This is a genomic window from Kribbella sp. NPDC055071, assembly GCF_053608045.1.
The window spans coordinates 200,702-223,594 of sequence record NZ_JBSGUS010000002.1 but is presented as its reverse complement, the minus strand read 5'-3'; the positions used below and the strand labels follow the sequence as shown (position 1 = coordinate 223,594).

Sequence of the window (22,893 nt, the reverse complement as noted above, 5' to 3'; positions counted from 1 at the left end):
CCGAAGTCAAGAGCCTTCCGGAGGACACTATGCCCGTAACTTGTATCCGAACCCGCGGACGGTTTCGATGCGGTCGGCACCGATCTTGGTCCGGAGCCGCTGCAGGTGGACGTCGACCAGGCGGCCGTCACCACCCCACTCGTAGTCCCAGACCCGCTGCAGCAGCGTCGACCGGCTCAGCACCACACCCGGGTTGTTGGCGAACTCGATCAGCAGCTTGAGCTCGGTCGGCGTGAGCTGGACAGTGCTGCCACCACGGCGCACCTCCAGGGCCTCCCGGTCCAGCTCGAGGTCGCCGAACGACTCGACCCCGGAACCGGTCGCCGGTGCCGGGCGCTCCGGATCGGAGACCGCGCGCCGCAACACCGCCCGCAGCCGGGCCACCAGGACCTGCGTGTCGAACGGTTTGGTCACGTAGTCGTCGGCGCCCGCCTCCAGCCCCAGGACGACGTCGAGCGCGTCACCGCGCGCGGACACCATCACGATCGGCACCGTGCTGGTCTCCCGGATCCGGCGGCACACCGAGATCCCGTCCAGGCCGGGCAGCATGATGTCGAGCATCACGACGTCGGGGTGGATCTTCTCGAATCGTTCGATCGCTTCCAGGCCGTCCTCGGCCGTGGTCACGTCGTACCCATGGCGTTCGAGGGTCAACTGGGTCGCCTCACGGATCACCGCGTCGTCCTCGACCATGAGAATTTGCGCTGCCGGTTCTTCCGGTACCACCGAGCTTCAGTCTCCCTTTTGGTCCGTCGAGCTCACCTTGGTCATGTTGCGACCGTTCCAACGGTAGACCTCGACCAGACTGCCCGACGGGCAACAGACCTTGTCGTCGATCGCGAACTTCTTCGATTCGACCACCAGGTCACCTTGCGGGCTGGCGTTCACGGTCGGCTGCTCGACGTCCAGGCTCCAGACCGGAGTCGGGCCCGAGGGCTCGACGGCGATCAGGAAGAAGCCGAACACGAACTTCTCCAGGGTGTGGATCAGGACGATCTGCTGAGGTGTACCGCTGTGCATAACATCAACGGTCTTACCCCTGCTCAGGCAACGCGAAATCACGGTGCAATTCGCGAGCACCCTGCGCGAGTACGTCGGGAGGCGCTTGTCGGCGAGCAATTTGAGCCGGACCTGGGCCAGGTTGACCGGCCCGGGCAGCGTCTTCCTGGGCGTCGGCCGGACGCCGTTGGTGCCGGTCGCCGGCGTCGGCACCGGGCTGCTCACCAGCGGCTCGGCACCCTCGACCCGCAGGCCGCCGCCGTTGCCACAGGCCGACAGGACAGTCAGCGCGGCCACGGTCGCGGCGGCAGGCAACGCCCAGCGGAGCCGCCGCACGACATGCATATGCATAGGGCGCCTCCTACCCGACCTCATCGATTTCCCCCGGAGATTCAGACAACTACCTTCCATAGTGCTGGGCTCACGTCACATTCGATGGCCGTGGACGTCGAATGGCCTCGGCAGTTGCATTGCGGTTGGGTCACAACCTCGGCGTGACCCCTACCGCGGCACCTGGTCAGCGACGATTTTGCCCGGATTCAGGATGTTTTTCGGGTCGAACGCGTTCTTGATCGCCCGGTGCACGTCGAGCGCGACCGGCCCGATCTCCTCCACCAGCCAGGCGCGTTTCAGCATGCCGATGCCGTGTTCGCCGGTGATCGTGCCGCCAAGCTCCAGTCCTATCTCCATCACCCGGTCGAAGGCCACCTGCGCCCGCTCGACCTGTCCTGGGTCGGCCGGATCGAACACGACCGTCGGATGCATGTTGCCGTCGCCGGCGTGCCCGAGCACCCCGATCATGATGTCAAGCTCCACCGACAACTGCTCGAGCCGGCCGATGAAGTCGGCCAACCGCGACCTGGGTACGGCGACGTCGTCGATCATCGTCGTACCGAAGACCTCGAGCGCGGTCAGCGCCACCCGCCGGGCCTCGAGCAGCAGTTCGCCCTCGGCCTCGTCCTCCGCCTCGATGCACTCCAGCGCGCCGTGCTCGCGGCACAGCTTCGCCACCAGCGCGATGTCGTCCGCCCCGGCCTGGCCACCCGCGTCCGACTGCGCGATCAGCATGGCCGCGGCTTCTTCGGGCAGGTCCATCCGTAGGTGCTTGTTCACCGCGCGGATCGTGGTCCGGTCCATGATCTCCAGCAGGCTGAGCGAGACGCCGCTGCGGATGATCTCGAGGATCGCCTTGCCGGCCGCCACGCCGGTGCCGAACAGGGCCGCCATCGTCTGCGGGCGGGCCGCCTCCGGCCGGAGCGCGAGGGTTGCCTCGGTGATGATGCCGAGCGTGCCCTCGCTACCCACGATCAGCTTCGCCAGGTCGTAGCCGGCCACGCCCTTCACAGTCTTGTGGCCGGTCCGGAGCACCCGGCCGTCCGCGAGCACGACCTCGAGGCCGAGCACGTAGTCCGTGGTCACGCCGTACTTCACGCAGCACAGGCCGCCCGAGTTGGTGGACAGGTTGCCGCCGATCGAGCAGAACTCCCAGCTGGACGGGTCCGGTGGGTAGAACAGCCCGTGCTCGGCCACGGCCCGCGACAGGACGGCGTTGTAGACGCCGGGCTGGGTCACGACCCAGCGGTCGATCGGGTCGATGGCAAGGATCTTGTCCATCTTCTCCAGCGAGATCACGATGCACCCGTCCAGCGCGTTCGCCGCTCCGGACAGCCCGGAGCGGGCGCCCTGGGGAACGATCGGGACCCCGGCCTCGCTCGCGATCCGCACCGCCGCCTGCACGTGCGCGGTCTCCCGGGCCAGTACGACGGCAAGCGGCATCCCGGCCGGGCAGAACATCGCCCGGTCGTACCGGTAGCTCTCCATCCGGTCCGGATCCGTCACCAGCGCCTCGGGAGGCAACGCCTGCCGCAGCTGCTCGACAACCTCACTCATACGTCGAGCCTAATAACTCAGGCGCGGTTGTGCGCGTCCGTCCGGTGTCTGGCTCAAGATGAGACAGTCACCGGACGGACCCACCGGCGTCAGCGAGTCCGCTTGGTCGCGTTCTCGGAGATCTCGACGTAGCCGCTGCCGTAGTTGTGGAACTCACGGCCGATGGCCGCGAAGGTGATGCTCCCCGAGGTCGCCTTGACCTTGCCGGTATGACAGGTGCGCTGTCCGGCGATCACGGCGCCGTTGCCGCCGCTGTCGTCGCAGCTCAGCACGCGGCCGTCGTTCGAACCGCCGTACTGCACCAGGTAGGCGTTGGCCTTGGCATTGGCGACCACCGTCGATGCCATGGAGATCTCGGCCCAGTAGTTCGAGCAGTTGTCCCGGACGAGCCGGACCGTGCCCCAGCTGGGTGGTTGGTTGTTGCGCAGCATCGGAGCTGACGCGATCGATCGGCCGGTACAGGCGGCTTCCGCGGCCGGTCCGGTGGTTGCGGCGAGGGCCGGTGATGCGGCCAAGGCGAACGCGCCCACCCCGGCCAGGCCCGCTGTGCTGAGCAGAAAGCCCAGAGTCTTCATGACAGAACCCTTCCTGAGCACGCGCCCCGACGCACACTCAGGGCGCACACTACGCGAACAGCCCCTGCGTCAACAGTCATTCCGGTAATCGGACAGCGACACGCCGTGTCCAGTTGCTGGTGGCAAGGAATTACAGGTTGCCGCGGCGTTCTTGCTCGCGCTCGATGGCTTCGAACAGCGCCTTGAAGTTGCCCTTGCCGAAGCCGAGCGAGCCGTGCCGCTCGATCAGCTCGTAGAACACGGTCGGCCGGTCGCCGATCGGAGCGGTGAATATCTGCAGGAGGTAGCCGTCCTCGTCGCGGTCGACCAGGATGCCGCGCGACTGCAGCTCCTCGATCGGCACGCGTACCTGGCCGATCCGGGCCCGCAGCTCGTCGTCCTCGTAGTACGAGTCCGGGGTGTTGAGGAACTCCACGCCGTTCGCGCGCATGATGTCGACGGTCCGGAGGATGTCGTTGGTCGCCAGCGCGATGTGCTGGGCGCCGGCGCCGTCATAAAACTCCAAGAACTCATCAATTTGTGACTTCTTCTTCGCGATGGCCGGCTCGTTCAGCGGGAACTTGACCCGGTGGTTGCCGTTGGCCACCACCTTGCTCATCAGCGCGGAGTAGTCGGTGGCGATGTCGTCACCGATGAACTCGGCCATGTTCATGAAGCCCATGACCTTGTTGTAGAAGGCAACCCATTCGTCCATCTTGCCGAGCTCGACGTTGCCGACGACGTGGTCGATCGCCTGGAACAGCCGCTTCGGGTGACCCTCGGGGCGGGTGACCTGCGTGGTCGCGGCGACGAAGCCGGGCAGGTACGGGCCGTCGTACTTGCTTCGGTCGATCAGCGTGTGCCGGGTGTCGCCGTACGCCGCGATCGCGGCCCGGCGGATCGTGCCGTGCTCGTCGGTGACGTCGTTCGGCTCTTCCAGTACGACGGCGCCCTGCCGGCGGGCGTGTTCGATGCACTTGTCGACGTTCGGGACCTCGAGCGCGATGTCCACGACACCGTCGCCGTGCTTGCGGTGGTGGTCCAGCAGCGGGCTCTTCGGGCTGACACCGCCGCTGATCACCATCCGGGCCGAACCGGCCTTCAGGACGAACGACTTGCTGTCCTTGCTGCCGGTCTCGGGACCGGAGTAGGCGACCAGGTCCATGCCGAAGGCAAGCTGGTAGTACTTCGCGGTCTGGGTGGCGTTACCGACCACGAAGACCAGCGCGTCCATCGCGGTGACCGGGAACGGGTCGGTGGTCTCGTCGTACGGCACGAGTCCGACGAGCTGCTTGAGCTGGTCGAGATCGAGATCGGCGTCGAGCTCTGCTGGGGTGAGGTCGGTGCTGGTCATCGTGATCCTCCCGGGTCGGATGTGTGCACCGAGCCTCGCGGGAGGGCTGCAGGTTGCGCAACAGTTTCTTGTTTTGCTGGGCAGGTTGACCATTATGATGGGGTGACTGCTGGACTATTTGGTCAGTCTGACCACTGTGGGAGATCTCGTGTCGGTGGATGCGCTGGATGCTCGGATCCTGAGGCTGTTCGCGGCCGAGCCGCGGGTCGGCGTGTTGGAGGCGTCGCGGCGGCTCGGGGTCGCCCGCGGGACTGTGCAGGCGCGGTTGGACCGGTTACAGCGTGACGGCGTGGTGCGTGGATGGGGTCCGGACATCGACACCGTCGCGATCGGGTATCCGGTGACGGCATTCGCCACCCTCCAGATCGAACAGGGCTCCGGGCACACCACGGTCGCCGAGGCCCTGGCCCGCATCCCCGAGGTGCTGGAGGTGCACACCATCACCGGCGCCGAGGACCTCTGGTGCCGCATAGTCGCCCGCTCGAACGCCGACCTCCAACGCGTCATCGACCAGGTAGTCATAGTCCGAGGCATCCAACGAGCCTCCACAGTCATCGCCCTGGCCGAACAAATCCCCCACCGAGTCCTCCCCTTGGTAGAAGCAGCAACCAAGAACTAGGCGAGGCGTTTGGCTACTTCTACTGCGGCTCTGGCTACTCGGGGGCCTACGAAGTCTCGGTCGAGTTTGCCCAGGACTACTACGCCGATGGAGGCTTCTACGCCTGGGACACCCAGGACTGGGGACGAGACGCCTTGGGCGCCGGCCTGGAGTTCGCCGGAGGTTACGACGAAGGGGCGGCCGGCGGGGTCTGGCTTGCGGCGGCCGGCCAGGATGGCCTTGCCGGCGGCGCCTTGGTCGAGGGCGTGCCGGGAGCCCATCCGGTAGGAGACGTGGAAGTCGGTCCAGCTCGGCTCGATCACGGCGATCGCGAGCGCCTCGTCACCATCAGCCACGGTCAGATGCGCCGTCGCGCCGGTGTCCTCGGCGAGTGACCGCAGCACCGGCAGCGCGGCGTCACGGAGCGTGGGCTGCACGCGGCGGCTGTAGTGGAGCACGGCCAGACCCAACCGCGCCCGGCCCTCACTGTCCCGTCGTACCAGCCGGTGCAGCTCGAGGGTGTTGACCAGGCGGTAGACGACCGTCCGGCTGACCCCCAGCGCCGCGGCCAGCTCGGTGATGGAGAGGCCGTCCGGGGCGTCCGCGAGGAGCTCGAGGACCGTGAGTCCCCGGTCGAGAGTCTGAGAGGTCTCTGCCGGCACCTCAGAAGCGTATCCGTTTTTCGGGCGCGGCCCGATGGCCCCGTATCTTGCTGCCGTGCGAAATTACTGGGCGCTCCTCCCCGCCATCGCCGTGATCGTGGTGCTGATCCTGCTGTACGCCGTTCCGACGGTGATCAACCCGCAGTGGACCAGCTCGATCCTGGCGCTGTTCCGCCAGCACCCGGTCGATCCGGAGGCGAGCCCCGAGGAGGCTCGGCGCGAGGCCGGCGTACTCGGTCCGCAGCAGGTCAAGTCACGGCGGATGCTCGCCGTGGCGATGGTGATCGGGGCGCTCGCACTGATCGGCTTCAACGTGTCGCTGAACCGCGAGGCGAACGGCTGCTACATCGCGGCCACCGCGTTCGGCGCGGTCAGCCCCTCGAAGGACTCCAAGGATCCCTGCGTCACGATGATCTTCGGCAGCTTCTTCGGCAGCGGCAGCGCCAAGGTGATCGAGGACGACGAGGAGCCGGTGTCGGCCTACCAGTTGGTCGACAAGCACGAGCCGAAGTACCTGAAGTGGATCCAGAACTCCCCCGGCCACGACGACGTGGACTTCCTCGTCGGGTCGACCATCGGCTGCGACTTCGATCTGAGGGTGGTGGAGTCCGCGGACGCGGTGAAGGTCTTCATCGAGAGCAACGCGGTCTGTCCGCCGGACACCAGCATTTCGCTCACCGCGGTTAAGCTGAAGAAGCCCCTCGGGGACCGCAAGATCCTCACGGCCGACGACAAGCCGCTGAAACAGATCGATCCGGACGCGGACTCCTGGCTGAAGGTGATCGGCAAGCTCGTCACCGGCGGCTGATCAGCTCAGCGCGCGGGTCCGCGAGTCGTACACCCGGAACGGCCGGTTGCGGGCCAGCAGGATCAGCAGCCCGACGATGCAGACGGTCGCGCCGCCGAGTAGCGCGATGGTCGGGGTGGTGAGGGAGGCCGTCGTACCCGCGACGAAGTCACCGAGGCGCGGTCCACCCGCGACCACCACGATGAAAACCCCTTGCAGTCGTCCGCGCATCGCGTCCGGCGCGGCCGACTGCAGCACGGTGTTCCGGTACGCCGAACTCACCATGTCGGCCGCCCCCGACAAGGCGAGCAGGGCCACGCCCAGCCAGATCGTGCGGGACAACCCGAACAGGCCGACCGCCGCCGCGTAGACCGTGATGGCGGCCACGATCGCCACGCCTTGGCGATGCACCCGGCTCACCCAGCCGGAGAACACCACCCCGATCAAGGCGCCGATCGCGGGTGCGGCCTGCAGGACCCCGACCGTACGAATCCCGCCCGCGAAGAACGCGCCGGCCACCGCCGGGAACAGCGCCCGCGGCTGCGCGAACACCATCGCGAAGATGTCGGCCAGGAACGTCGCCAGCAGCGCCGGCGCCGCCCGCAGGAACGTGAACCCCTCGAGCACGGACCGCAGCCCGGCTCGCCGGATCACTCCCTCCGGCGGCACGGCCGGCAACCGGAACAGCGCGTACAGCGCAGCCGTGAACGTGATCACGTCGACCAGATACGCCGCCGCGAACCCGTGCCAGGCGATCACCGCCGCTCCGAGCAGCGGCCCAGCGGTGAAGCCCAGGTTGAACGCGGCCTGGCTGAGCGTGTTCGCGGCCGGCAGCAGCTCGGGCCGGATCAGCCGCGGGATGATCGCGGACCTGGCCGGGTTGTTCACCGCGAAACACGCCGACTGACAGGCGACGACGGCGTACAGGATCCCCACCTGGTTCCAGTGCAGCTGCGACTGCAGCACCAGCACCATCGACAGCAACCACAGCCCGGCCGACGAGACGAGCGCGAGCGTCCGGCGGTCGATCGCGTCGGCCATCGCCCCGCCGTACAGCCCGAACACGATCAGCGGGACCAGCGAGCACAACCCGACCAGACCGACCGCGAACGTCGAATGCGACAGCGCGTACACCTGGATCGACACCGTGACAGCGGTCATCTGCTGCCCGAGCTGCGACACCGTCGATCCCACCCACAAGCGCCGGAAATCCGGCGACTCCTTCAGAGGGCGGATATCGGTCAGGAGGGCCACGCCGACCAACTTATGTCACGACTTGATCGATCAGACCCTCGGGAAGTGTTCGTCGTCGAACCGTTCGCCCACCGCGAGCCCGAGGCCGTCGGTGACGACATGGCCGGCCCCGGTGTACGTGGTGTCCGCGTCCAGGTAGATCGCGACGTGGGCGATGCGGGGGTCGTCGGTGAGGTTCGGCGTGGCGGAGTGGGCCAGGTAGGCGTTGTGGAAGGTGCAGTCGCCGGCCCGCAGCGGGATCGTCAACCGCTCCTCCCAGCGCAGGTCGGGCGCGGCGCGGAACATGTCGTCCCGGTCGGCCAGGTTCTGGCTGCGCAGATTCTGGTGGTCCTGCGAGCCGGGGATGAACGTCATGCACCCGCGCTCGACCGGTACGTCGACCAGCGCGACCCAGGCGGACAGCGAGTGCCGGGAACCGCCATGCGGCCAGTACGGCGCGTCCTGGTGGAACTCGGTCGCCGCGCCGTTGTGCGGCGGCTTGATCAGGAGCTGGTCGTGCCAGATCCGCAAAGGCACCCCGGCCAGAGCGGTCGCCGCGGCGGCCAGGCGCGGATCGAGCGTGAGCTCCCGGAGTACGGCGTTGTCCCGCCAGACGTTCACGTGTTGCTTGAAGATCGGTGAGCCCATGGCGTTGTCGCTCGCCTTGGCGGACTCGGCCGCGGCGGCATCGCGGAAGCGGGCCGCCTCGTCGGCGCCGATGATGTTGCGGATCCGGACCACGCCGTCGCGGCGATAGGCGGAAATGGTCTCTTCATCGAGTACGGCGGGTGCCGTAGGGTCAGTGGTGGTCATCGGCCTACTCCTCGGGATCCCTTGACTGGAAGGTGCTTCCAGCCTGACCCAAGCGCCTTCCGCGGCGACAGGCGATGCTTGACCGGCACTTGACTGTTCTTGACCTGTGGAGATGAGCGGTGCACAACGTCCTCAGTAGTCAGGTCTTCCCCGATCAGCGCCTGCCCGTGGCCGGCGAGCGGCTCGAACTCGGGGCCGATGTCGCGCCGCACAGTCATGCCTTCTTCGAGATCGCAGTCGTCGTGTCAGGTCGCGGCGTCCACGTGTCCGCGGCCGGTGAGGTCGCCTTGCAACCGGACTCGGTCGTGGTGCTGCGGCCGGGTGAGTGGCACGGGTACACCGACTGCGCCGGCCTCGTCGTACGCAATGCGTACCTCGGTGCGGACGTCTTCGGGTTGCTCTCCGGCGCGCTGGTCCCCGGCGGTGGGCGGCAGCATCCTGCGGTTCAGCACGCGATGCGTTTGCTGGAGGCAAGCATCGACGAACAGTGGACACTGGACCGGCTCGCGGCGCTGGTGAACCTGGCTCCCGGCTACCTGGTCCGGCTCTTCGGCAAGGCCGCCGGCATCTCGCCGATGGCCTACCTCAGCCGCGTGCGCGCCGAGCGGGCCGCCGGCCTGCTGATCGAGACCGAGCTACCGATCGCGACCATCGGCGCCATGGTCGGCTGGCACGATCCCAGCCACGCCACCCGCCGCTTCCGAGCCACTTTCGGGCTTAGCCCCTCCCAGTACAGGTCCGCTTTCAGACCGTAAGTAAAGATGTGCTCATGACGTCGCTGCGTACGCCTGACCCGAATCCTGGGTGGCTGTCCGAGTTCGCGCTTGCCGAGACCCGATCGCGGGTCCCGATCCTGTACGTCGAGGCCGTCCCGGCGCGCGTCGACACTCTGGGCCAGATCGAGCACGTCGGGGTCCTGCTGCGGACCTCGGCCGCGACCAACGAGATCACCCGCACGCTGGTCTCCGGCCGCGTCCTGCACGGCGAGTCGGTCCGTGACGCCCTGCAGCGCAACATCGAGAAGGACCTCGGCCCGTCGGCCTTCCCACGGCTCCCGTCCACCCTGGTCCCGGTCACGGTCGCGGAGTACCTGCCGTTCCCCGGCGTCTCACCGCTGCACGACCCGCGTCAGCACGCGGTCGCGCTCGTGTACGTCGTACCGGTGACTGGCGAGTGCAACCCCCGCCAGGACGCCCTCGAGCTCACGTGGCTGACCCCGGCCGAGGCGCTCCAGCCGAGCCTGCTCGCCGACCTCGAGGGCGGCCGCGGCCAACTCCTCAAACAAGCCCTGGCCTGGTCCGGCTCAGTGGTCTGATCCCACTGGCAAGAGAGAGGGTCGTCACCAGTCCAGGCGGCCTTCCTCGGCGTGCACCTCGCCCGTAGGACCGCCGGGCGGCAGCGTTGCCAGCCGGACCGCGACCGCCGCGCCCTGGGCCGGCGTTCGCGGCGTGTCCAGGCCGCCCATGTCGGTGGCGCACTTTCCGGGATCGGCGCCGTTCACCAGGATGCCGGTGCCGCGGAGTTCGTTCGCCAGCATGACTGTGACCATGTTCGCCGCGGCCTTGGACGAGTTGTACCCGAGCATCATGACCGTCGACATCCGTGACTCGGGATCGCTCACCTGCGCGAACGACGCCAGCGCCGTCGACAGATTGACGACGCGCGCCTGCTCGGCCCGGGCCAGCAGCGGCAGCACCGCCCGCGTCACCGACACCAGCCCGATCACGTTCGTCTCGAACGCCGACCTCAGTACGTCGCTCTCCATCCGCGACACCGCGTCATCACCGACCGGGATGATCGCCGCGTTGTTCACCAGCACGTCCAGCCGCCCGTACTCACTCTCGATCCACGACGCCGCGGCCCCTACCGACTTCTCATCGGTCACCTCGAGCTGGATGCCGACGGCATCGTGGCCCTCGGCAACCAACTCCTTCGCGGCCAGTTCACCGCGATGCTGATCCCTCGATCCCACCAGCACGGTGAATCCGGCCGCCCCGAGCTGCCGGGCGATCTCCTTGCCGATCCCTTTGTTGGCGCCCGTCACGAGCGCGATCTTCTGCGTGTCCATGCGATCCAGGCTGGTGCGATCCGGCGTACCCAGGCAGAGCGAGGTGAGCCTGGGACCGGCAGTCCCTGGATGAGGTTGGCGACGGCTGGGATGCTGGGGGCATGGATCGGGAACAGCTCGCGGAGTTCCTGCGGGTACGACGGGAGGCGCTGCAGCCGTCGGATGTCGGGCTGCCCGCCGGACTGCGCCGCCGTACGCCGGGCCTGCGCCGGGAGGAGGTCGCGAGCCTCGCGACCATGTCGACCGACTACTACACCCGACTCGAGCAGGGCCGAGGGCCGCATCCGTCCCGCCCGGTGCTGACCGGGCTCGCCCGTGCCCTGCGGCTGTCCGACGCCGAACGGGACCACCTGTTCCGGCTCGCCGGTGAGCAACCTGGCCCACCGCCAGGACCACCGGCCGAGGTGCGGACCGGAGTACTGCGGATGCTGGCGAGGCTCGACGTACCAGGACTGGTCCTGGATGCCAAGTACGACGTTCTCGCCTGGAACGGGCTGGCTGCGGCGCTGATCACGGACTTCTCTGCCTTGGCGGCGCGCGATCGGAACCTGCTGCGGCTGCGCTTCCTGAGCGACCGGCAATCGGAACGCTTCGGCGCGGAGGCGACCCGGGAGTTCGCTCGCGAGACGGCCGCCGATCTGCGCGCCGCGACCAGCAGGTATCCCGACGATCCGGCCATCGCCCGGTTGGTGCGCGACCTGATCGACGGCAGCCCGGAGTTCGCGGAGATCTGGGCGCGGCACGAGGTCGGCCGGCAGCAGTCTTTGTGCCAGACGATCTTCCACCCGGAGGTCGGCCGGATCGACGTGATCTGCGAGCTGCTCGTCATCCCGGAGCGCGATCAGCGGGTCGTCCTGTACACGGCCGAGCCCGGCTCCCCTTCCGACCAGGCGATCCGCCTCCTCGACGTGATCGGCACCCAAGCGCTCACCACCCAGTGACAGTCGGAGCCCCCGCACCTCGGGACGGGGTGCGGGGGCTCGGGGTATCACCGGGACGGGGCAGTGACCCGGTGACGACTGGGGCGTGGCTCCGATCCCACGCCGTTGGCGGGCTACTGCCCGCTGAAGGTGAAGGTCGAGCCGGGCTCCTTGACGATGTCGCCGTCGCGGGAGTTCGTGACCACGACATTGCTCAGGGTGGCGTTACCGCGGGCGCCGCCCATCGCGAGAATGCCGGAGCCGTTGTTCGACTTGTCGATCTTGACGTTGGTGATGGCGACGTTCGGCATCTCACCGCCGCCGGTCTTGAACTGGATCCCGTCGTACGTCGAGTCGTAGATCTCGGTGTCGCGGATCGTGACGCCGGGGATCGGCAGGTTCGACGGGAACAGCGTGATCGCGCCGAACTCCTGGTCCTCGTTCCAGAACACCCCGCCGCAGCGGTACAGCGCGTTGTTGGCGATCAACGTCGTACCGGAGAACGGCAGCGGGTCGTGATCGGTCGCCAGCATGATGCCGGGGTAGTTCATCGTGTCGTAGATCAGGTTGTTCTGGATGTTGTTGCCGTAGCCGCCGTAGATCGCGATGCCGTTGGCCCGCCACGGCAGCTGGATGGTGTTGTTGACGAACGAGTTGTCGTGACCGATGTCGACCGACTGGTCCTTGACGTACTTGCTCGCCCAGACCGCCAGCGCGTCGTCACCGGTGGTACGGAACGACGAGTTGAAGACCTTCGAGTTGCGGCTGCCGTTGGTGAGGTTGATCCCGTCGGCGTAGGTGTCGCGGATCCGCATCCCGCTGAACTCCAGCCCGTCGGCCGGACCCCACAGATCGGGGATGTTGTCGTAGTCGCGGCCGACCCAGACCCCGACGTTCGCGTGCTCGATCCAGACGTTGGTGATCTTCGTCCCGGTACCGAAGCGGCCGTTCAGGCCGACGCCGCCCTCGGCGTTGCCGTCACCGCCACGGATCCGGCCGGAGCCGAAGATTGCGATGTCCGACAGCTGCACGTTCTTGTCGATGTCGAAGCCGAAGTTGCCCTCGTGCGGATGGTTGATGCCGCCGGCGTTCTGCGGCTCGATGGTCGAATAGAGCTGGGAGTACCACATGCCCGCGCCGCGGATGGTGGTGTTGCTGATCCCGACCTGGTTGTACTGACCCCGGTTCAACGGGTCGTCGGTCAGGATCTTCTTCTCCTGGCGCCACTGGCCGGACGGGATCCAGACGCAGCTGATCACGCCGTTCTGGTCGTCGGTGACAGCCCGCTGGATCGCGTCGGCGTCGTCGATTCCGTCGTCCGGAATCGCGCCGTACTGCGTGATCGACGTGCAGCCGGCCGGTTGGGTCAGCGGCGCCGCGACCTGCTCGAGGTCGATCATGTCGATGATGTAGAACGACGCCGAGTCGCCGGAGTCGCGCTGCAACTTGAACTTGGTGCCGACCGGGTAGGACTGGTTCAGCAGCGCGTGTGACTCGTCGAAGAGCCGCCGGGCGTCGCCACCCGGGGTATTGGTGAGCCCTTCGGGCGCGTCGGTGGTGCCGTAGAGCCAGCTGTTGTGGCTGCTCAGATTGAGCTTCTGCTTGAAGGTGCCGTTGACGTACAGGCTGATGGTTGCGTCGATGCCCTGGCCGTTGGCCGAGTCGGGGATCGAGTTGCGGACCACGATCGAGTTGGTCGGCGTGGTCGAGGTGAACTCGACGAACTGGCCGGTCGAGTTCAGCCGGACCGACTGCCGGCCGGACGACTCGGTCGCGAAGTTCGTGTGACCGAACGTCCGCAGCGCGTCGGCCGTGAGCAGCGTGCCGTTGTAGTCGGCGGCCTCTGCCTCGTACGACGTGAACGGTACGGCGGCGCCGCGGCCGACCACGATCGAGCGGGTCAGCGTGTTGTTGGTTTCGTTGGTCTCGGCAACGGTATTGGTCGCGTCGGCGGTCGCGAAGAGAGTGGCGCCGCCGTTGGTCGCCGTCCAGGTCCCGGTCATCGCGACGTTCGCGGTCGCACCGGCCGCGATTGCTGCGGTGTTGCCGTTCAGGGTGGTGCTACCGACGGCGAGCCGGGTGACGCTGGCCGCGGAGGCCGTCGTACCCCGGTTGTTCACGGCAACCGTGAACGAGACCTGCGATCCGGGCGCCGGGTTGGACGGGCTCGAGGTGATGTTGGTGACCTGGAGGTCCGGTCCGGGTGCTTGCGCGACGGTCAGTTGGGTCGACGCTTGGAGGGTGTTGTTGGTGTCGTTCTGTTCGACGACGGCGTTGGTGGGATCGGCCACCGCGGCGACCGTGTAGTTGCCTTGGGCACGGGTTCCGGCGTTCGCGGTGACCGTGGTGGAGGCGCCGGCCGCGAGCGCGCCGACGGAGGCGGTGCCGGCGACCGAACCGCCGAGCAGGAAGTTCAGGCTGCTGGCGGGCGCTGCCGCGGTGCCGTTGTTCTTGACGGTGGCTTGGAGCGTGATCGGCGTGGTCTCGGTCGGGTTGACGGGGGTCCAGTCGACGGAGGTGACCACGAGGTCCGGGTTCGGCGCCGCCGTACCGAAGATCTGGAAGTCGGCGACCTGACCGCCGGGTGCGCCGGTGTTGGTGAAGAACTGCAGGCGTACGTCGGCGTACCGGCCGGTGACCGGGATCGTGATCGAGTTCTGGTTGCTCGAGGCATTGAACTGGTAGTCGGTCTGGGCCAGCAGGGAGGTGAAGGTGGTCGAGGACTGTTCGCGGCCGAGGACCTGGATGCTTTGCGTCCTGGGACCCCAGACCGGGTCGGGGTTGAGCTTGACCACGAGCGAGCTCAGGTCGGCGTTCGCGCCGAGCTTGACGGTGAGCGTGGACGGGAAGCCGTTCGACTCCCAGTACGTGCCGATGTCGCCGTCGTTCGCGTTCGCGGCGACGAAGCCGAAGACCGACGACGAGGCCTCGACCGGTTTGCCGGTCGCGAGGTTGGTACCGGTCGGAGGTTCGACGGGCCCGCCACCAGGTCCAGCCAGCTCGAACTCGGACAGTTGGGCGGCCGGCCAGCCGGTGTTCGCGGTGAAGGTCAGCCGGACGTAGCGCGCGGACGTGGTGGTGAAGTTGATCGTGACGGTGTTGGTCCCGCTGAAGGAGTACGCCGTACTGGCGACCAGGGTGCTGAACGTGGATCCGTTCGTGCTGCCCTGGACGGTGATCGTCTGGCTGCGGGCGCCCCAGCCGGACGGGAGCTTCAGGGTGACCTGGTTGACGTCGTTGGCCGCACCGAAGTCGGCCTGGATCCACTGCGGGAACGCGTTGTTGTTGCTCTCCCAGTAGGTGTTCTGGTTGCCGTCGCCGGCGTTGCCGCTCGGGTAGGCGCCGAGAGAGCTGCTGGCGGTCAGGGTCTTGGCGAGGTTGGCGGTGACGGCCGCGGTCGCGTGGCCCGGCAGCAGGCCGACCGCGATCACCGCCAGCACCAGCAGAAGCCGTCGAACGTTCTTCGGACGATGCACGAGGAGTCCTCCGTCGTGGGCGGTGGGAGGGACCCTGCTCTACAAAAATTGCACAACTCTGACAACTTTTTGCAGCGCAGGTACCCGAATGTTGCAGCACCCCTAGCCCAACGTCAACACCTCACCACCCACAGAAACCATCACCCCACCTCCGGCGGAGCTGGGTGTTGTTCAGGCTCGGCGCTGGGTGGCCCAGTCTCGGATCAGGTGTATGCGGTCTTTCAGTTGGGTGGAGGAGGCGTGGGCGGCAGCGGGGCCGCCTAGCTTGCGGCGGAGGTCGTTGTGGATGACGCCGTGGGGCTGGCCGGTGCGGTGGTGCCAGGCGGCGACCAGGCCGTTGAGTTCGCGGCGGAGGAGGGAGACCTGCTCGTGCGTCGCCAGCTCGACCGGCGTCGGGTCTTCACGCTCGTCAGACGACGACGGACGGGACTTCTTCTGCGCGGCGACCGACTTCGCCTGGCGCTTCTGCAGCAACTCGCGGACCTGGTCGGGCTCCAGCAACCCCGGCAGGCCGAGGAAGTCGAGCTCCTCGTCCGACGCCTGGTCCCCGCCGGTCCCGTAGTCACCGCCGTCGAACACGACCCGGTCGAAGCTCGCATCCGACCCGAGTGCCTCGAACTTCGCGTCCAGCTCGTCGCTGGCACCCTCGGCCTGGTTCGCCTTCGCGAGCAGGTCGTCCTCGAGCGCGAAGATGTCGCCGTCGTCGTTGCTGTTCTTCCGGCCGAGCACGTGATCCCGCTCGACCTCCATCTCGGCCGCGAACCCCAGCAACCGCGTCACCGACGGCACGAAGACCGACGCCGTCTCACCCCGCTTCCGGGCCCGCACGAACCGCCCGATCGCCTGCGCGAAGTACAGCGGCGTCGACGTCGGCGTCGCGTACACGCCGACCGCCAGCCGCGGCACGTCCACACCCTCGGAGACCATCCGGACCGCGACCATCCACCGCGAGTCCCCCTCGGAGAACTTCGCGATCTTCTTGCTCGCTGCCTTCTCGTCGGACAGTACGACGGTCGGCGCCTCGCCGGTCAGCTCCCGCAGCGTCTTCGCATACGCACGGGCCGTGTTCTGATCACCGGAGATCACCAGCGCTCCGGCGTCAGGCATGTGCCGCCGCACCTCGGTCAGCCGCTTGTCAGCCGCCGCCAGCACGGCAGGCATCCACTCCCCGGCCGGGTCGAGCGCCGTACGCAACGCCTGCGCGGTCAGGTCCTTGGTCAACGGCTCACCAAGCCGCGCCGCGACCTCGTCACCCGCCTTGGTCCGCCACCGCATCTCCCCGGAGTACGACATGAAGATCACCGGCCGGACGACGTGATCCGCCAGCGCGTGCCCGTAGCCGTACGTGTAGTCGGCCTTGCTCCGCGCAGCCCCGTCGTGCCCGTGCTCGTACGTCACGAACGGAATCGGGTTGTCGTCACTGCGGAACGGCGTACCGGTCAGGCACAACCGCCGGGCCGCGGGCTCGAACGCCTCCCGGACACCCTCACCCCAGCTCAGCGCGTCACCGCCGTGGTGCACCTCGTCCAGGATCACCAGCGTCTTGAACCGCTCGGTCCGGACCCGGAACGCCAGCGGGTTGACCGCGACCCCGGCATACGTCACCGCGACGCCCTGGAAATCCTTGTTCGTCTTGCCACGCCGCCCGGCGAACGCGGGATCGATCGCGATCCCGGCCCGGTCGGCGGCGTCGGCCCACTGGATCTTCAGGTGCTCGGTCGGCGTCACCACCGTGATGCGCTCGATCAACCGCCGGTGCAACAGCTCGGCGGCGACGGTCAGCGCGAACGTCGTCTTCCCGGCGCCCGGCGTCGCCACCGCGAGGAAGTCACGCGGTTGCGTGTCGAGATACAGCTTGAGCGCCTCCGCCTGCCAGGCCCGCAGCTTGCTCGCGGTCCCCCAGGCGGCGCGATCCGGGTACGCCGGCGGAAGCACAGCCGGCACCGGTGGCACGCTCGAATCCACGGACGGCATACTCCCCCGTTAGTCGACTGTCGGCCGTGCAGGAACGTTACCCGAGATTCGTCACGAGATCAGATCCGCCGCCACCACCGTCACCTCGAACGGACTCGTCAGCCGCACCGATTCGTCCCCGGTGGCCTTCGCGACCTGCGCATATGCGCCATCCCGCAACTCCCACGCGATCACACTCGGCGTGTCGGGATCCACCACCCAGTACGACGCACACCCGGCGTCCTGGTACCGCGACCACTTGACCATGAGATCGAACCGGCGCGTACTCGGCGACAGCACCTCCACAGCGAGCAGCGGCGCCTTCGGCAGATCGCGCTTGGTGAAGTCGGCACGCCGCGCCACCAGCACATCGGGCTCCATCACCGTGTCCGGCGCCAGCACCACATCGAGCGGCGCGAACAGCACCTGAAGGTCCGGCGGGCAGGCCGCCCGGAGAGCCAGGTAGATCCCCGCGACGACGGTCTGGTGTCGTGGTGACGGCGCGGGCGTCACGAGCAGGGCTCCGTCGATGAGCTCGTGCCGGTACCCGTCATCGGGCATCCGATCGAGGTCGGCTCTGGTCAGCGGTCGAGCTGGTCTCGAGTAGATCCCGGCTTCGGGCAGGGACTCGGCTGGAATTCGTTCCACAAGACTCATGGTGCCTCCTTGGGTTGGTCATACCTAGAACATGCCGGGATCTGCCCCGGGTTGCCCCGGCGAATCTGGTGCCTGTGGAAAAGTTCCGGATCGGGTGGTGACGCGGCCTACACTCGGGGGCATGAGTACTCAGCTGAGCCCCGGCGCCGACACGGTCGTCGATGAGCGCACGCAGCCGCTGGAAGACGGCGATCACGAGCGGTTCTCGCACTATGTCCAGAAGGACAAGCTGACCGAGGCGATGGTGATGGGGACGCCGGTGGTCGCGCTCTGCGGCAAGGTGTGGGTCCCGAGCCGCGACCCGCAGCGCTTCCCGGTGTGCCCGGAGTGCAAGGAGATCTGGGAGTCGCTCAACCCCGGTGACGACGGCGACGAGTAGGTCGGTTCAGCGTCAGTTCTGGGTCGGATCGTCCGGGTACGTCGCGAGATACGCCAGCTGATCCTTCTGACGCCGCAGCACCCGGCGCCACAGCGTGTCCGGGTGCAGGCCGAACACGTCGTCGGGCCTGGACTCGACGACGTACCAGGCGCCCTCGGTGATCTCACCCTCGAGCTGCCCGCTGGACCAGCCGGCGTACCCGGCGAAGATGCGCATCCGCTGGATCGCACCCTCCAGGAGCGCGGGCGGTACGTCGAGATCGATCAGCCCGATCCGGCCGAAACACTCCCGCCAGCCAGGCGGGTCGGCGGACTCGATCACCTCGGCAACGGCCAGGGCGCTGTCGGTGCCGACCGGGCCACCCATGAACAGCACACCGGGCTCGTTCACCGTGGTGGACCAGTCCGGAAGCACCCGGTCGACGGCCAGATCGGCCGCGCGATTCACCACCACTCCCAGTGCGCCGTCGTCGTCGTGATCCAGCAGTAGGATCACCGACCGGCGGAAGGGCGGCTCGTCGAGCAACGGGGTCGCCACGAGCAGCGAACCGGTCAGGGTCGTGGCCGTCATGCACCCATCATGTCGTGCCCGGCAACCAAGTACCACGGAGCACCCTGAAGCCGAGCCACGCGCCGAGGGCGACACCGATCACATCGGCCAGTACGTCGAAGACGTCTCCGTCGCGCTGGGGCAGCAGGTAGTGCTGCGCGAGCTCGCTGAGGACCGCGTTCGCGACCAGTGCGCCCAGCAGCCAGCGCGCCGGCACGCGCGCCTTCAGCCCGAGGAACGCGACCGACCCGAACAGGAACAGATGCGCGAACTTGTCCGCCATCGGGATCCCGGTGTCCGGAGCAGGCTCCTTCGGCGCGTACACGCCGTACAACTGCAGCGCCACCGCCGCCAGGAACCCGATCCGCCAGGCCCAGACCCGCACCCGCGACTCGGTCGCCACCGACGAGGTCACAGGACCGGTGAGTCGTCCAGGAAGGTCTCCTGGGCCGGAGCCTTGCCACCGGCCGCCTCGCGGACGGCGTGCGCCACCCGCGTGTGCACCTCCGGGTGGAAGACGCTCGGCACGATGTAGGTCGCGTTCAGCTCCTCGTCGGTGACGACACCGGCCAGCGCCTTGGCCGCGGCCAGCTCCATCTCGATCGACACCTTCGACGACTGCGCGTCGAGCAGACCGCGGAAGACGCCCGGGAAGACCAGCACGTTGTTGATCTGGTTCGGGTAGTCGCTGCGGCCGGTCGCGACCACGGCCGCGTGCTCGCCGGCCTCGACCGGATCGACCTCGGCGACCGGGTTGGCCAGCGCGAACACGATGGCGTCCTCGTTCATGGTGGCGATGTCGTCGCCGGTCAGGATGTTCGGAGCGGAGACGCCGATGAACACGTCCGCGCCGGCCAGCGCACCCTTCAGGTCACCGCTGTACTTGGCGGCGTTGGTGTTCTCCGCGATCCAGCGCAGCTCGGGCGACAGGCCGTCGCGCTCGGTGTGGATGACGCCGTCGATGTCGGCGACGACCGCGTCCTTGACCCCGGCCAGCAGTAGCAGCTTGAGAATCGCCGTACCGGCTGCTCCCGCTCCCGACAGGACCACTTGCACCGCGCCGATGTCCTTGCCGACCACGCGGAGCGCGTTGTAGAGGGCGCCGAGTACGACGACCGCCGTACCGTGCTGGTCGTCGTGGAAGACCGGGATGTCGAGCTCCTCCCGCAACCGCGCCTCGATCTCGAAGCAACGTGGTGCGGAAATGTCCTCCAGGTTGATGCCGGCGAATCCAGGAGCGATCGCCTTGACGATCTGGACGATCGCGTCCGTGTCCTGGGTGTCCAGGCACAGCGGCCACGCGTCGATCCCGGCGAACCGCTTGAACAGCGCCGCCTTTCCCTCCATCACCGGCAGCGCGGCCTTCGGGCCGATGTTGCCCAGCCCCAGTACGGCGGAGCCGTCGGTCACGACCGCGACGCTGTTGCGCTTGATCGTCAGCCGGCGGGCGTCCTCGGGGTTGGCCGCGATCGCCAGACAGACCCGCGCGACACCCGGCGTGTAGATCATCGACAGGTCGTCACGGTTGCGGATCGGGTGCTTGGCCTCCATCGAGATCTTGCCGCCGAGGTGCATCAGGAAGGTCCGGTCCGAGACCCGGTCGATCTCGACGCCCGGTACGGCGCGCATCGCCTCGACCAGCCGGCCCGCGTGCTCGGTGTCGGCGGCCGCGCAGGTGACGTCGATCCGGAGGCGCTCATGGCCGGACGCGGTCACGTCGAGCGCGGTGACCAGACCGCCGGCCTGCTCGACCGCGGTCGTCAGCTTGCTCACCGTCGAGCCACCCGCAGGCACCTCGAGGCGAACGGTGATGGAGTACGAAACACTCGGCAAGGCAGTCACGCGGGTGATCCTCTCACGCCACTGGTAAGGCTTTGGGGTTACGTACGTTAAGTGCATGGCAGACCGCTGGGAAATCCATTACCCGAGCGGCTACTGTTCGGGCAGGAAGGGGTTGAGAGGTGCCGACTATCAGCGATGTGGCGGCGCTGGCCGGGGTGTCCACGGCGACGGTGTCCCGCGCGCTGAACGGTAAGCCGACCGTCGACCCGGACCTGGTCGCGCGGGTCCGCCTGGCCGCGACCGAGCTCGGCTACCAGCCCAACGGCCCGGCCCGGAATCTGCGCCGCCAAGAGGCCGCCGTGGTCGCGCTGATCATCTCCGACGTGGAGAACCCGTTCTTCACCGCGATCGCCCGCGGCGTCGAGGACGTCGCCCATGAGGTCGGCTACTCCGTTGTCCTGTGCAACTCCGACGAGAGCGGTGACAAGGAGAACCGGTACATCGACATCGCCATCCAGGAGCGCGTCGCGGGCGTCATCCTCTCCCCGAGCGGTACGTCGACCTCCGTCGCCAAACTGGCCGGCCGAGGTACGGCGTACGTCGCGGTCGACCGCCCACTCCCCGGCCAGGACAGCGACGTCGTCCTCGTGGACACCCGCCTGGCCGCCCGCCAGGCCACCACCCACTTGATTGCCCAAGGCTACGACCGGATCGCCTGCATCACCGGCCCACCAGGCGTCCGCACCGCCGACGACCGCCTGGCCGGCTACCGCGACGCCCTGAAGGCAGCACGCCGCCGCAGTACGCCGAAGCTGGTACGACGAGCCGAGTACAAGGCGACCGGCGCCCACCGGGCCGCGCTGGACCTCTTCTCCCAACCAGACCCGCCGGACGCCGTACTGATCGCCAACAGCGCGATGGCGGTCGGCGTCCTCCGCGCCCTGCGAGAGTTGAAGCTCCGCCCCGGCGCCGAGGTAGGCCTGGTCGCCTTCGACGACGCGCCGTGGGCCGAGCTCCTCGACCCGCCGCTGACGGTCGTCGCCCAACCCGCGTACGAGATCGGTACGGCGGCCGCCCGCCTGCTCCTCGCCCGGATCACCGACAACACCAGACCACCCACCGCAACCACCCTCGGCGCCCGCCTGATCGAACGAGCCAGCTCACGCCGCAGCTGAGCCCGATCGGTCTGGCCGGCCCACCTCAGCCGGTGGGGTTTTCCTCGGCGTAGATCTTGGCGGCGTTCGAGGGGTCGATGAGGCGGGTGGGCAACGTCTGGGTCTTCTCGATGGTGCCGCAGTCGATCAGGAGCTTCTTGGCGGCGGCGATGGCTTCCTTGCCGTTGGTGGGGTAGGTGAAGGTGGCCGACAGGCGGCCTTCCTCGACGGCCTTGATGCCACCGGACGGGATCGGGAGCGCGTCGATGCCGGTGAACTTCATCTCCTTCTCGCGACCGACCGACTTGGCGGCCAGGTAGGCGCCCTCGGCCATCGGGTCGTTGTGCGAGAACACCACATCGATCTTCGGATTCGCCTTCAGCAGCGCGTCCATCTGCGACTGGCCCTTCTCCCGCAGCCAGTCACCGCTCGCGGCCGCGATCACCTTCACCTTCGGGTTCTCCTTGATCCCCGCCATGAACCCGTCGTGCCGCTCGGCCTGCGGCGTCGCGCCGGCCAGGCCCTTGAGCTCGACAACATTGCCACCCTGAGGCAGCAGTTTCTCCGCGATGTACTTGCCGGCCTCGGTGCCGATCTGGACGTTGTCCCCGCCGATGAACCCGGTGTACGCGTCCCCTTCGACCTTCCGGTCCAAGACGATCACCGGGATGCCCTTGTCATAGGCCTTCTTGACCACCGCGGTCAGCGGCTTGGCCTCGTTCGGGCTGATGATCAGCAGGTCGATCTGCTGGGTCAGGTAGTTCTCCACATCCGCCACCTGCTTGGCGTTGTCCTGCGCCGCATCGGCGAACTTCACGTCGAACTGCGGCACGTCCTTGGCCGCCGCCTTGATGTCGTCGTCCATCCGCTGCCGGTACGGCTCGGCGACGTTGGCCTGACTCATCCCGATCGTGTACTTGCCATCGGCACCCTTGCACGACTTCGATGCCCCGGGCGACGAACTGCCCGAGGTCCGTTCGTTCGTGGTCCCGCAACCGGCGAGAACCAGGGCGGCGACGGCCACCACGGCGGGGGCGATTCTCGATGTACGCATGACGGAGCCTT

Annotated in this window: 23 protein-coding genes; 7 read left to right on the top strand and 16 right to left on the bottom strand. The window is 67.9% G+C overall.

Annotation, left to right across the window (positions count from 1 at the left end):
* Positions 1-27: 27 nt before the first annotated feature.
* From cseB to hppD, 5 genes are all read right to left on the bottom strand, one after another.
* Positions 28-726 (bottom strand): two-component system response regulator CseB, encoded by a 699-nt coding sequence (gene cseB, locus ACWF4Z_RS04455; RefSeq protein ID WP_452241522.1) that lies wholly within the window; start codon positions 724-726, stop codon positions 28-30.
* Between the two features lie 6 nt (positions 727-732).
* Positions 733-1,350 (bottom strand): hypothetical protein, encoded by a 618-nt coding sequence (locus ACWF4Z_RS04450; RefSeq protein ID WP_452241521.1) that lies wholly within the window; start codon positions 1,348-1,350, stop codon positions 733-735.
* A gap of 150 nt (positions 1,351-1,500) precedes the next feature.
* Entirely contained in the window at positions 1,501-2,889 is a 1,389-nt protein-coding gene (locus ACWF4Z_RS04445; protein ID WP_452241520.1) for an FAD-binding oxidoreductase, read from the bottom strand.
* Positions 2,890-2,978: 89 nt separating this feature from the next.
* Positions 2,979-3,464: a hypothetical protein gene (locus ACWF4Z_RS04440; RefSeq protein WP_452241519.1), complete on the bottom strand. Its 486-nt coding sequence runs from the start codon at positions 3,462-3,464 to the stop codon at positions 2,979-2,981.
* Between the two features lie 130 nt (positions 3,465-3,594).
* Positions 3,595-4,797, bottom strand: coding sequence for a 4-hydroxyphenylpyruvate dioxygenase (hppD, locus tag ACWF4Z_RS04435; protein WP_452241518.1), 1,203 nt, complete (start codon positions 4,795-4,797; stop codon positions 3,595-3,597).
* A gap of 136 nt (positions 4,798-4,933) precedes the next feature.
* On the opposite strand from hppD, the gene ACWF4Z_RS04430 reads away from it, so the two are divergent.
* Positions 4,934-5,416 (top strand): Lrp/AsnC family transcriptional regulator, encoded by a 483-nt coding sequence (locus ACWF4Z_RS04430; protein ID WP_452241517.1) that lies wholly within the window; start codon positions 4,934-4,936, stop codon positions 5,414-5,416.
* Here the strand turns inward: ACWF4Z_RS04430 and ACWF4Z_RS04425 are convergent.
* Positions 5,413-6,057 (bottom strand): IclR family transcriptional regulator, encoded by a 645-nt coding sequence (locus tag ACWF4Z_RS04425; RefSeq protein ID WP_132150562.1) that lies wholly within the window; start codon positions 6,055-6,057, stop codon positions 5,413-5,415. The two genes, ACWF4Z_RS04430 and ACWF4Z_RS04425, sit on opposite strands and share 4 nt — an antisense overlap.
* 55 nt (positions 6,058-6,112) lie before the next feature.
* Between ACWF4Z_RS04425 and ACWF4Z_RS04420 the strand changes: the two genes are divergently transcribed.
* The gene (locus ACWF4Z_RS04420; protein WP_452241516.1) at positions 6,113-6,865 is read left to right on the top strand and encodes a hypothetical protein; all 753 of its coding nucleotides are present in this window, start codon (positions 6,113-6,115) and stop codon (positions 6,863-6,865) included.
* Here ACWF4Z_RS04420 and ACWF4Z_RS04415 read toward each other — a convergent pair whose 3' ends face one another.
* Together ACWF4Z_RS04415 and ACWF4Z_RS04410 are read right to left on the bottom strand one after the other, a co-directional pair.
* Positions 6,866-8,098 carry an MFS transporter gene (locus ACWF4Z_RS04415; protein ID WP_452241515.1) on the bottom strand — a complete coding sequence of 411 codons (1,233 nt, stop codon included), beginning with the start codon at positions 8,096-8,098 and terminating at the stop codon, positions 6,866-6,868. It abuts the gene before it with no gap.
* Positions 8,099-8,128: 30 nt separating this feature from the next.
* The gene (locus ACWF4Z_RS04410; protein ID WP_452241514.1) at positions 8,129-8,890 is read right to left on the bottom strand and encodes a phytanoyl-CoA dioxygenase family protein; all 762 of its coding nucleotides are present in this window, start codon (positions 8,888-8,890) and stop codon (positions 8,129-8,131) included.
* Positions 8,891-9,009: 119 nt separating this feature from the next.
* On the opposite strand from ACWF4Z_RS04410, the gene ACWF4Z_RS04405 reads away from it, so the two are divergent.
* Entirely contained in the window at positions 9,010-9,645 is a 636-nt protein-coding gene (locus ACWF4Z_RS04405) for an AraC family transcriptional regulator (RefSeq protein WP_452241513.1), read from the top strand.
* A gap of 14 nt (positions 9,646-9,659) precedes the next feature.
* Positions 9,660-10,205 carry an NUDIX hydrolase family protein gene (locus tag ACWF4Z_RS04400; protein ID WP_452241512.1) on the top strand — a complete coding sequence of 182 codons (546 nt, stop codon included), beginning with the start codon at positions 9,660-9,662 and terminating at the stop codon, positions 10,203-10,205.
* A 24-nt stretch (positions 10,206-10,229) separates the two neighbouring features.
* Here ACWF4Z_RS04400 and ACWF4Z_RS04395 read toward each other — a convergent pair whose 3' ends face one another.
* Complete coding sequence (locus tag ACWF4Z_RS04395; RefSeq protein ID WP_452241511.1) at positions 10,230-10,958, bottom strand: SDR family oxidoreductase; 729 nt, start codon at positions 10,956-10,958, stop codon at positions 10,230-10,232.
* Positions 10,959-11,059: 101 nt separating this feature from the next.
* Between ACWF4Z_RS04395 and ACWF4Z_RS04390 the strand changes: the two genes are divergently transcribed.
* Positions 11,060-11,899: a helix-turn-helix transcriptional regulator gene (locus ACWF4Z_RS04390; protein ID WP_452241510.1), complete on the top strand. Its 840-nt coding sequence runs from the start codon at positions 11,060-11,062 to the stop codon at positions 11,897-11,899.
* 113 nt (positions 11,900-12,012) lie between these two features.
* Here the strand turns inward: ACWF4Z_RS04390 and ACWF4Z_RS04385 are convergent, their stop codons facing one another.
* From ACWF4Z_RS04385 to ACWF4Z_RS04375, 3 genes are all read right to left on the bottom strand, one after another.
* Positions 12,013-15,354, bottom strand: a complete 3,342-nt coding sequence (locus tag ACWF4Z_RS04385) for a CARDB domain-containing protein (protein ID WP_452241509.1) — start codon at positions 15,352-15,354, stop codon at positions 12,013-12,015.
* Between the two features lie 171 nt (positions 15,355-15,525).
* The gene (locus tag ACWF4Z_RS04380; RefSeq protein WP_452241508.1) at positions 15,526-17,328 is read right to left on the bottom strand and encodes a DEAD/DEAH box helicase; all 1,803 of its coding nucleotides are present in this window, start codon (positions 17,326-17,328) and stop codon (positions 15,526-15,528) included.
* 51 nt (positions 17,329-17,379) lie between these two features.
* Complete coding sequence (locus tag ACWF4Z_RS04375; RefSeq protein WP_452241507.1) at positions 17,380-17,964, bottom strand: Uma2 family endonuclease; 585 nt, start codon at positions 17,962-17,964, stop codon at positions 17,380-17,382.
* A gap of 121 nt (positions 17,965-18,085) precedes the next feature.
* On the opposite strand from ACWF4Z_RS04375, the gene ACWF4Z_RS04370 reads away from it, so the two are divergent.
* Positions 18,086-18,343: a DUF3039 domain-containing protein gene (locus ACWF4Z_RS04370; RefSeq protein ID WP_452241506.1), complete on the top strand. Its 258-nt coding sequence runs from the start codon at positions 18,086-18,088 to the stop codon at positions 18,341-18,343.
* Positions 18,344-18,355: 12 nt separating this feature from the next.
* Here ACWF4Z_RS04370 and ACWF4Z_RS04365 read toward each other — a convergent pair whose 3' ends face one another.
* The 3 genes from ACWF4Z_RS04365 to ACWF4Z_RS04355 are packed head-to-tail and all read right to left on the bottom strand — an operon-like array spanning position 18,356 to position 20,734.
* Positions 18,356-18,913: a YqgE/AlgH family protein gene (locus ACWF4Z_RS04365; RefSeq protein ID WP_452241505.1), complete on the bottom strand. Its 558-nt coding sequence runs from the start codon at positions 18,911-18,913 to the stop codon at positions 18,356-18,358.
* A 7-nt stretch (positions 18,914-18,920) separates the two neighbouring features.
* A complete protein-coding gene (locus ACWF4Z_RS04360) occupies positions 18,921-19,307 on the bottom strand; it encodes a VanZ family protein (protein ID WP_452241504.1) in 387 nt (128 codons plus the stop codon).
* Positions 19,304-20,734: a malic enzyme-like NAD(P)-binding protein gene (locus ACWF4Z_RS04355; protein WP_452241503.1), complete on the bottom strand. Its 1,431-nt coding sequence runs from the start codon at positions 20,732-20,734 to the stop codon at positions 19,304-19,306. The genes ACWF4Z_RS04360 and ACWF4Z_RS04355 overlap by 4 nt, the downstream gene beginning before the upstream one ends.
* Before the next feature lie 119 nt (positions 20,735-20,853).
* Here ACWF4Z_RS04355 and ACWF4Z_RS04350 point away from each other — a divergent pair, with 119 nt between their 5' ends.
* Entirely contained in the window at positions 20,854-21,849 is a 996-nt protein-coding gene (locus ACWF4Z_RS04350) for a LacI family DNA-binding transcriptional regulator (RefSeq protein WP_452241502.1), read from the top strand.
* A gap of 25 nt (positions 21,850-21,874) precedes the next feature.
* Here the strand turns inward: ACWF4Z_RS04350 and ACWF4Z_RS04345 are convergent, their stop codons facing one another.
* Positions 21,875-22,882 (bottom strand): substrate-binding domain-containing protein, encoded by a 1,008-nt coding sequence (locus ACWF4Z_RS04345; protein WP_452241501.1) that lies wholly within the window; start codon positions 22,880-22,882, stop codon positions 21,875-21,877.
* Positions 22,883-22,893: the final 11 nt, after the last annotated feature.

Coding starts and splice junctions, on each gene's coding strand:
- ACWF4Z_RS04450 (WP_452241521.1), bottom strand. CDS start 1,350: ATGCATATGCATGTCGTGCGGCGGCTCCGCTGGGCGTTGCCTGCCGCC.
- ACWF4Z_RS04445 (WP_452241520.1), bottom strand. CDS start 2,889: ATGAGTGAGGTTGTCGAGCAGCTGCGGCAGGCGTTGCCTCCCGAGGCG.
- ACWF4Z_RS04440 (WP_452241519.1), bottom strand. CDS start 3,464: ATGAAGACTCTGGGCTTTCTGCTCAGCACAGCGGGCCTGGCCGGGGTG.
- hppD (WP_452241518.1), bottom strand. CDS start 4,797: ATGACCAGCACCGACCTCACCCCAGCAGAGCTCGACGCCGATCTCGAT.
- ACWF4Z_RS04410 (WP_452241514.1), bottom strand. CDS start 8,890: ATGACCACCACTGACCCTACGGCACCCGCCGTACTCGATGAAGAGACC.
- ACWF4Z_RS04400 (WP_452241512.1), top strand. CDS start 9,660: ATGACGTCGCTGCGTACGCCTGACCCGAATCCTGGGTGGCTGTCCGAG.
- ACWF4Z_RS04395 (WP_452241511.1), bottom strand. CDS start 10,958: ATGGACACGCAGAAGATCGCGCTCGTGACGGGCGCCAACAAAGGGATC.
- ACWF4Z_RS04390 (WP_452241510.1), top strand. CDS start 11,060: ATGGATCGGGAACAGCTCGCGGAGTTCCTGCGGGTACGACGGGAGGCG.
- ACWF4Z_RS04380 (WP_452241508.1), bottom strand. CDS start 17,328: ATGCCGTCCGTGGATTCGAGCGTGCCACCGGTGCCGGCTGTGCTTCCG.
- ACWF4Z_RS04375 (WP_452241507.1), bottom strand. CDS start 17,964: ATGAGTCTTGTGGAACGAATTCCAGCCGAGTCCCTGCCCGAAGCCGGG.
- ACWF4Z_RS04370 (WP_452241506.1), top strand. CDS start 18,086: ATGAGTACTCAGCTGAGCCCCGGCGCCGACACGGTCGTCGATGAGCGC.
- ACWF4Z_RS04365 (WP_452241505.1), bottom strand. CDS start 18,913: ATGACGGCCACGACCCTGACCGGTTCGCTGCTCGTGGCGACCCCGTTG.
- ACWF4Z_RS04345 (WP_452241501.1), bottom strand. CDS start 22,882: ATGCGTACATCGAGAATCGCCCCCGCCGTGGTGGCCGTCGCCGCCCTG.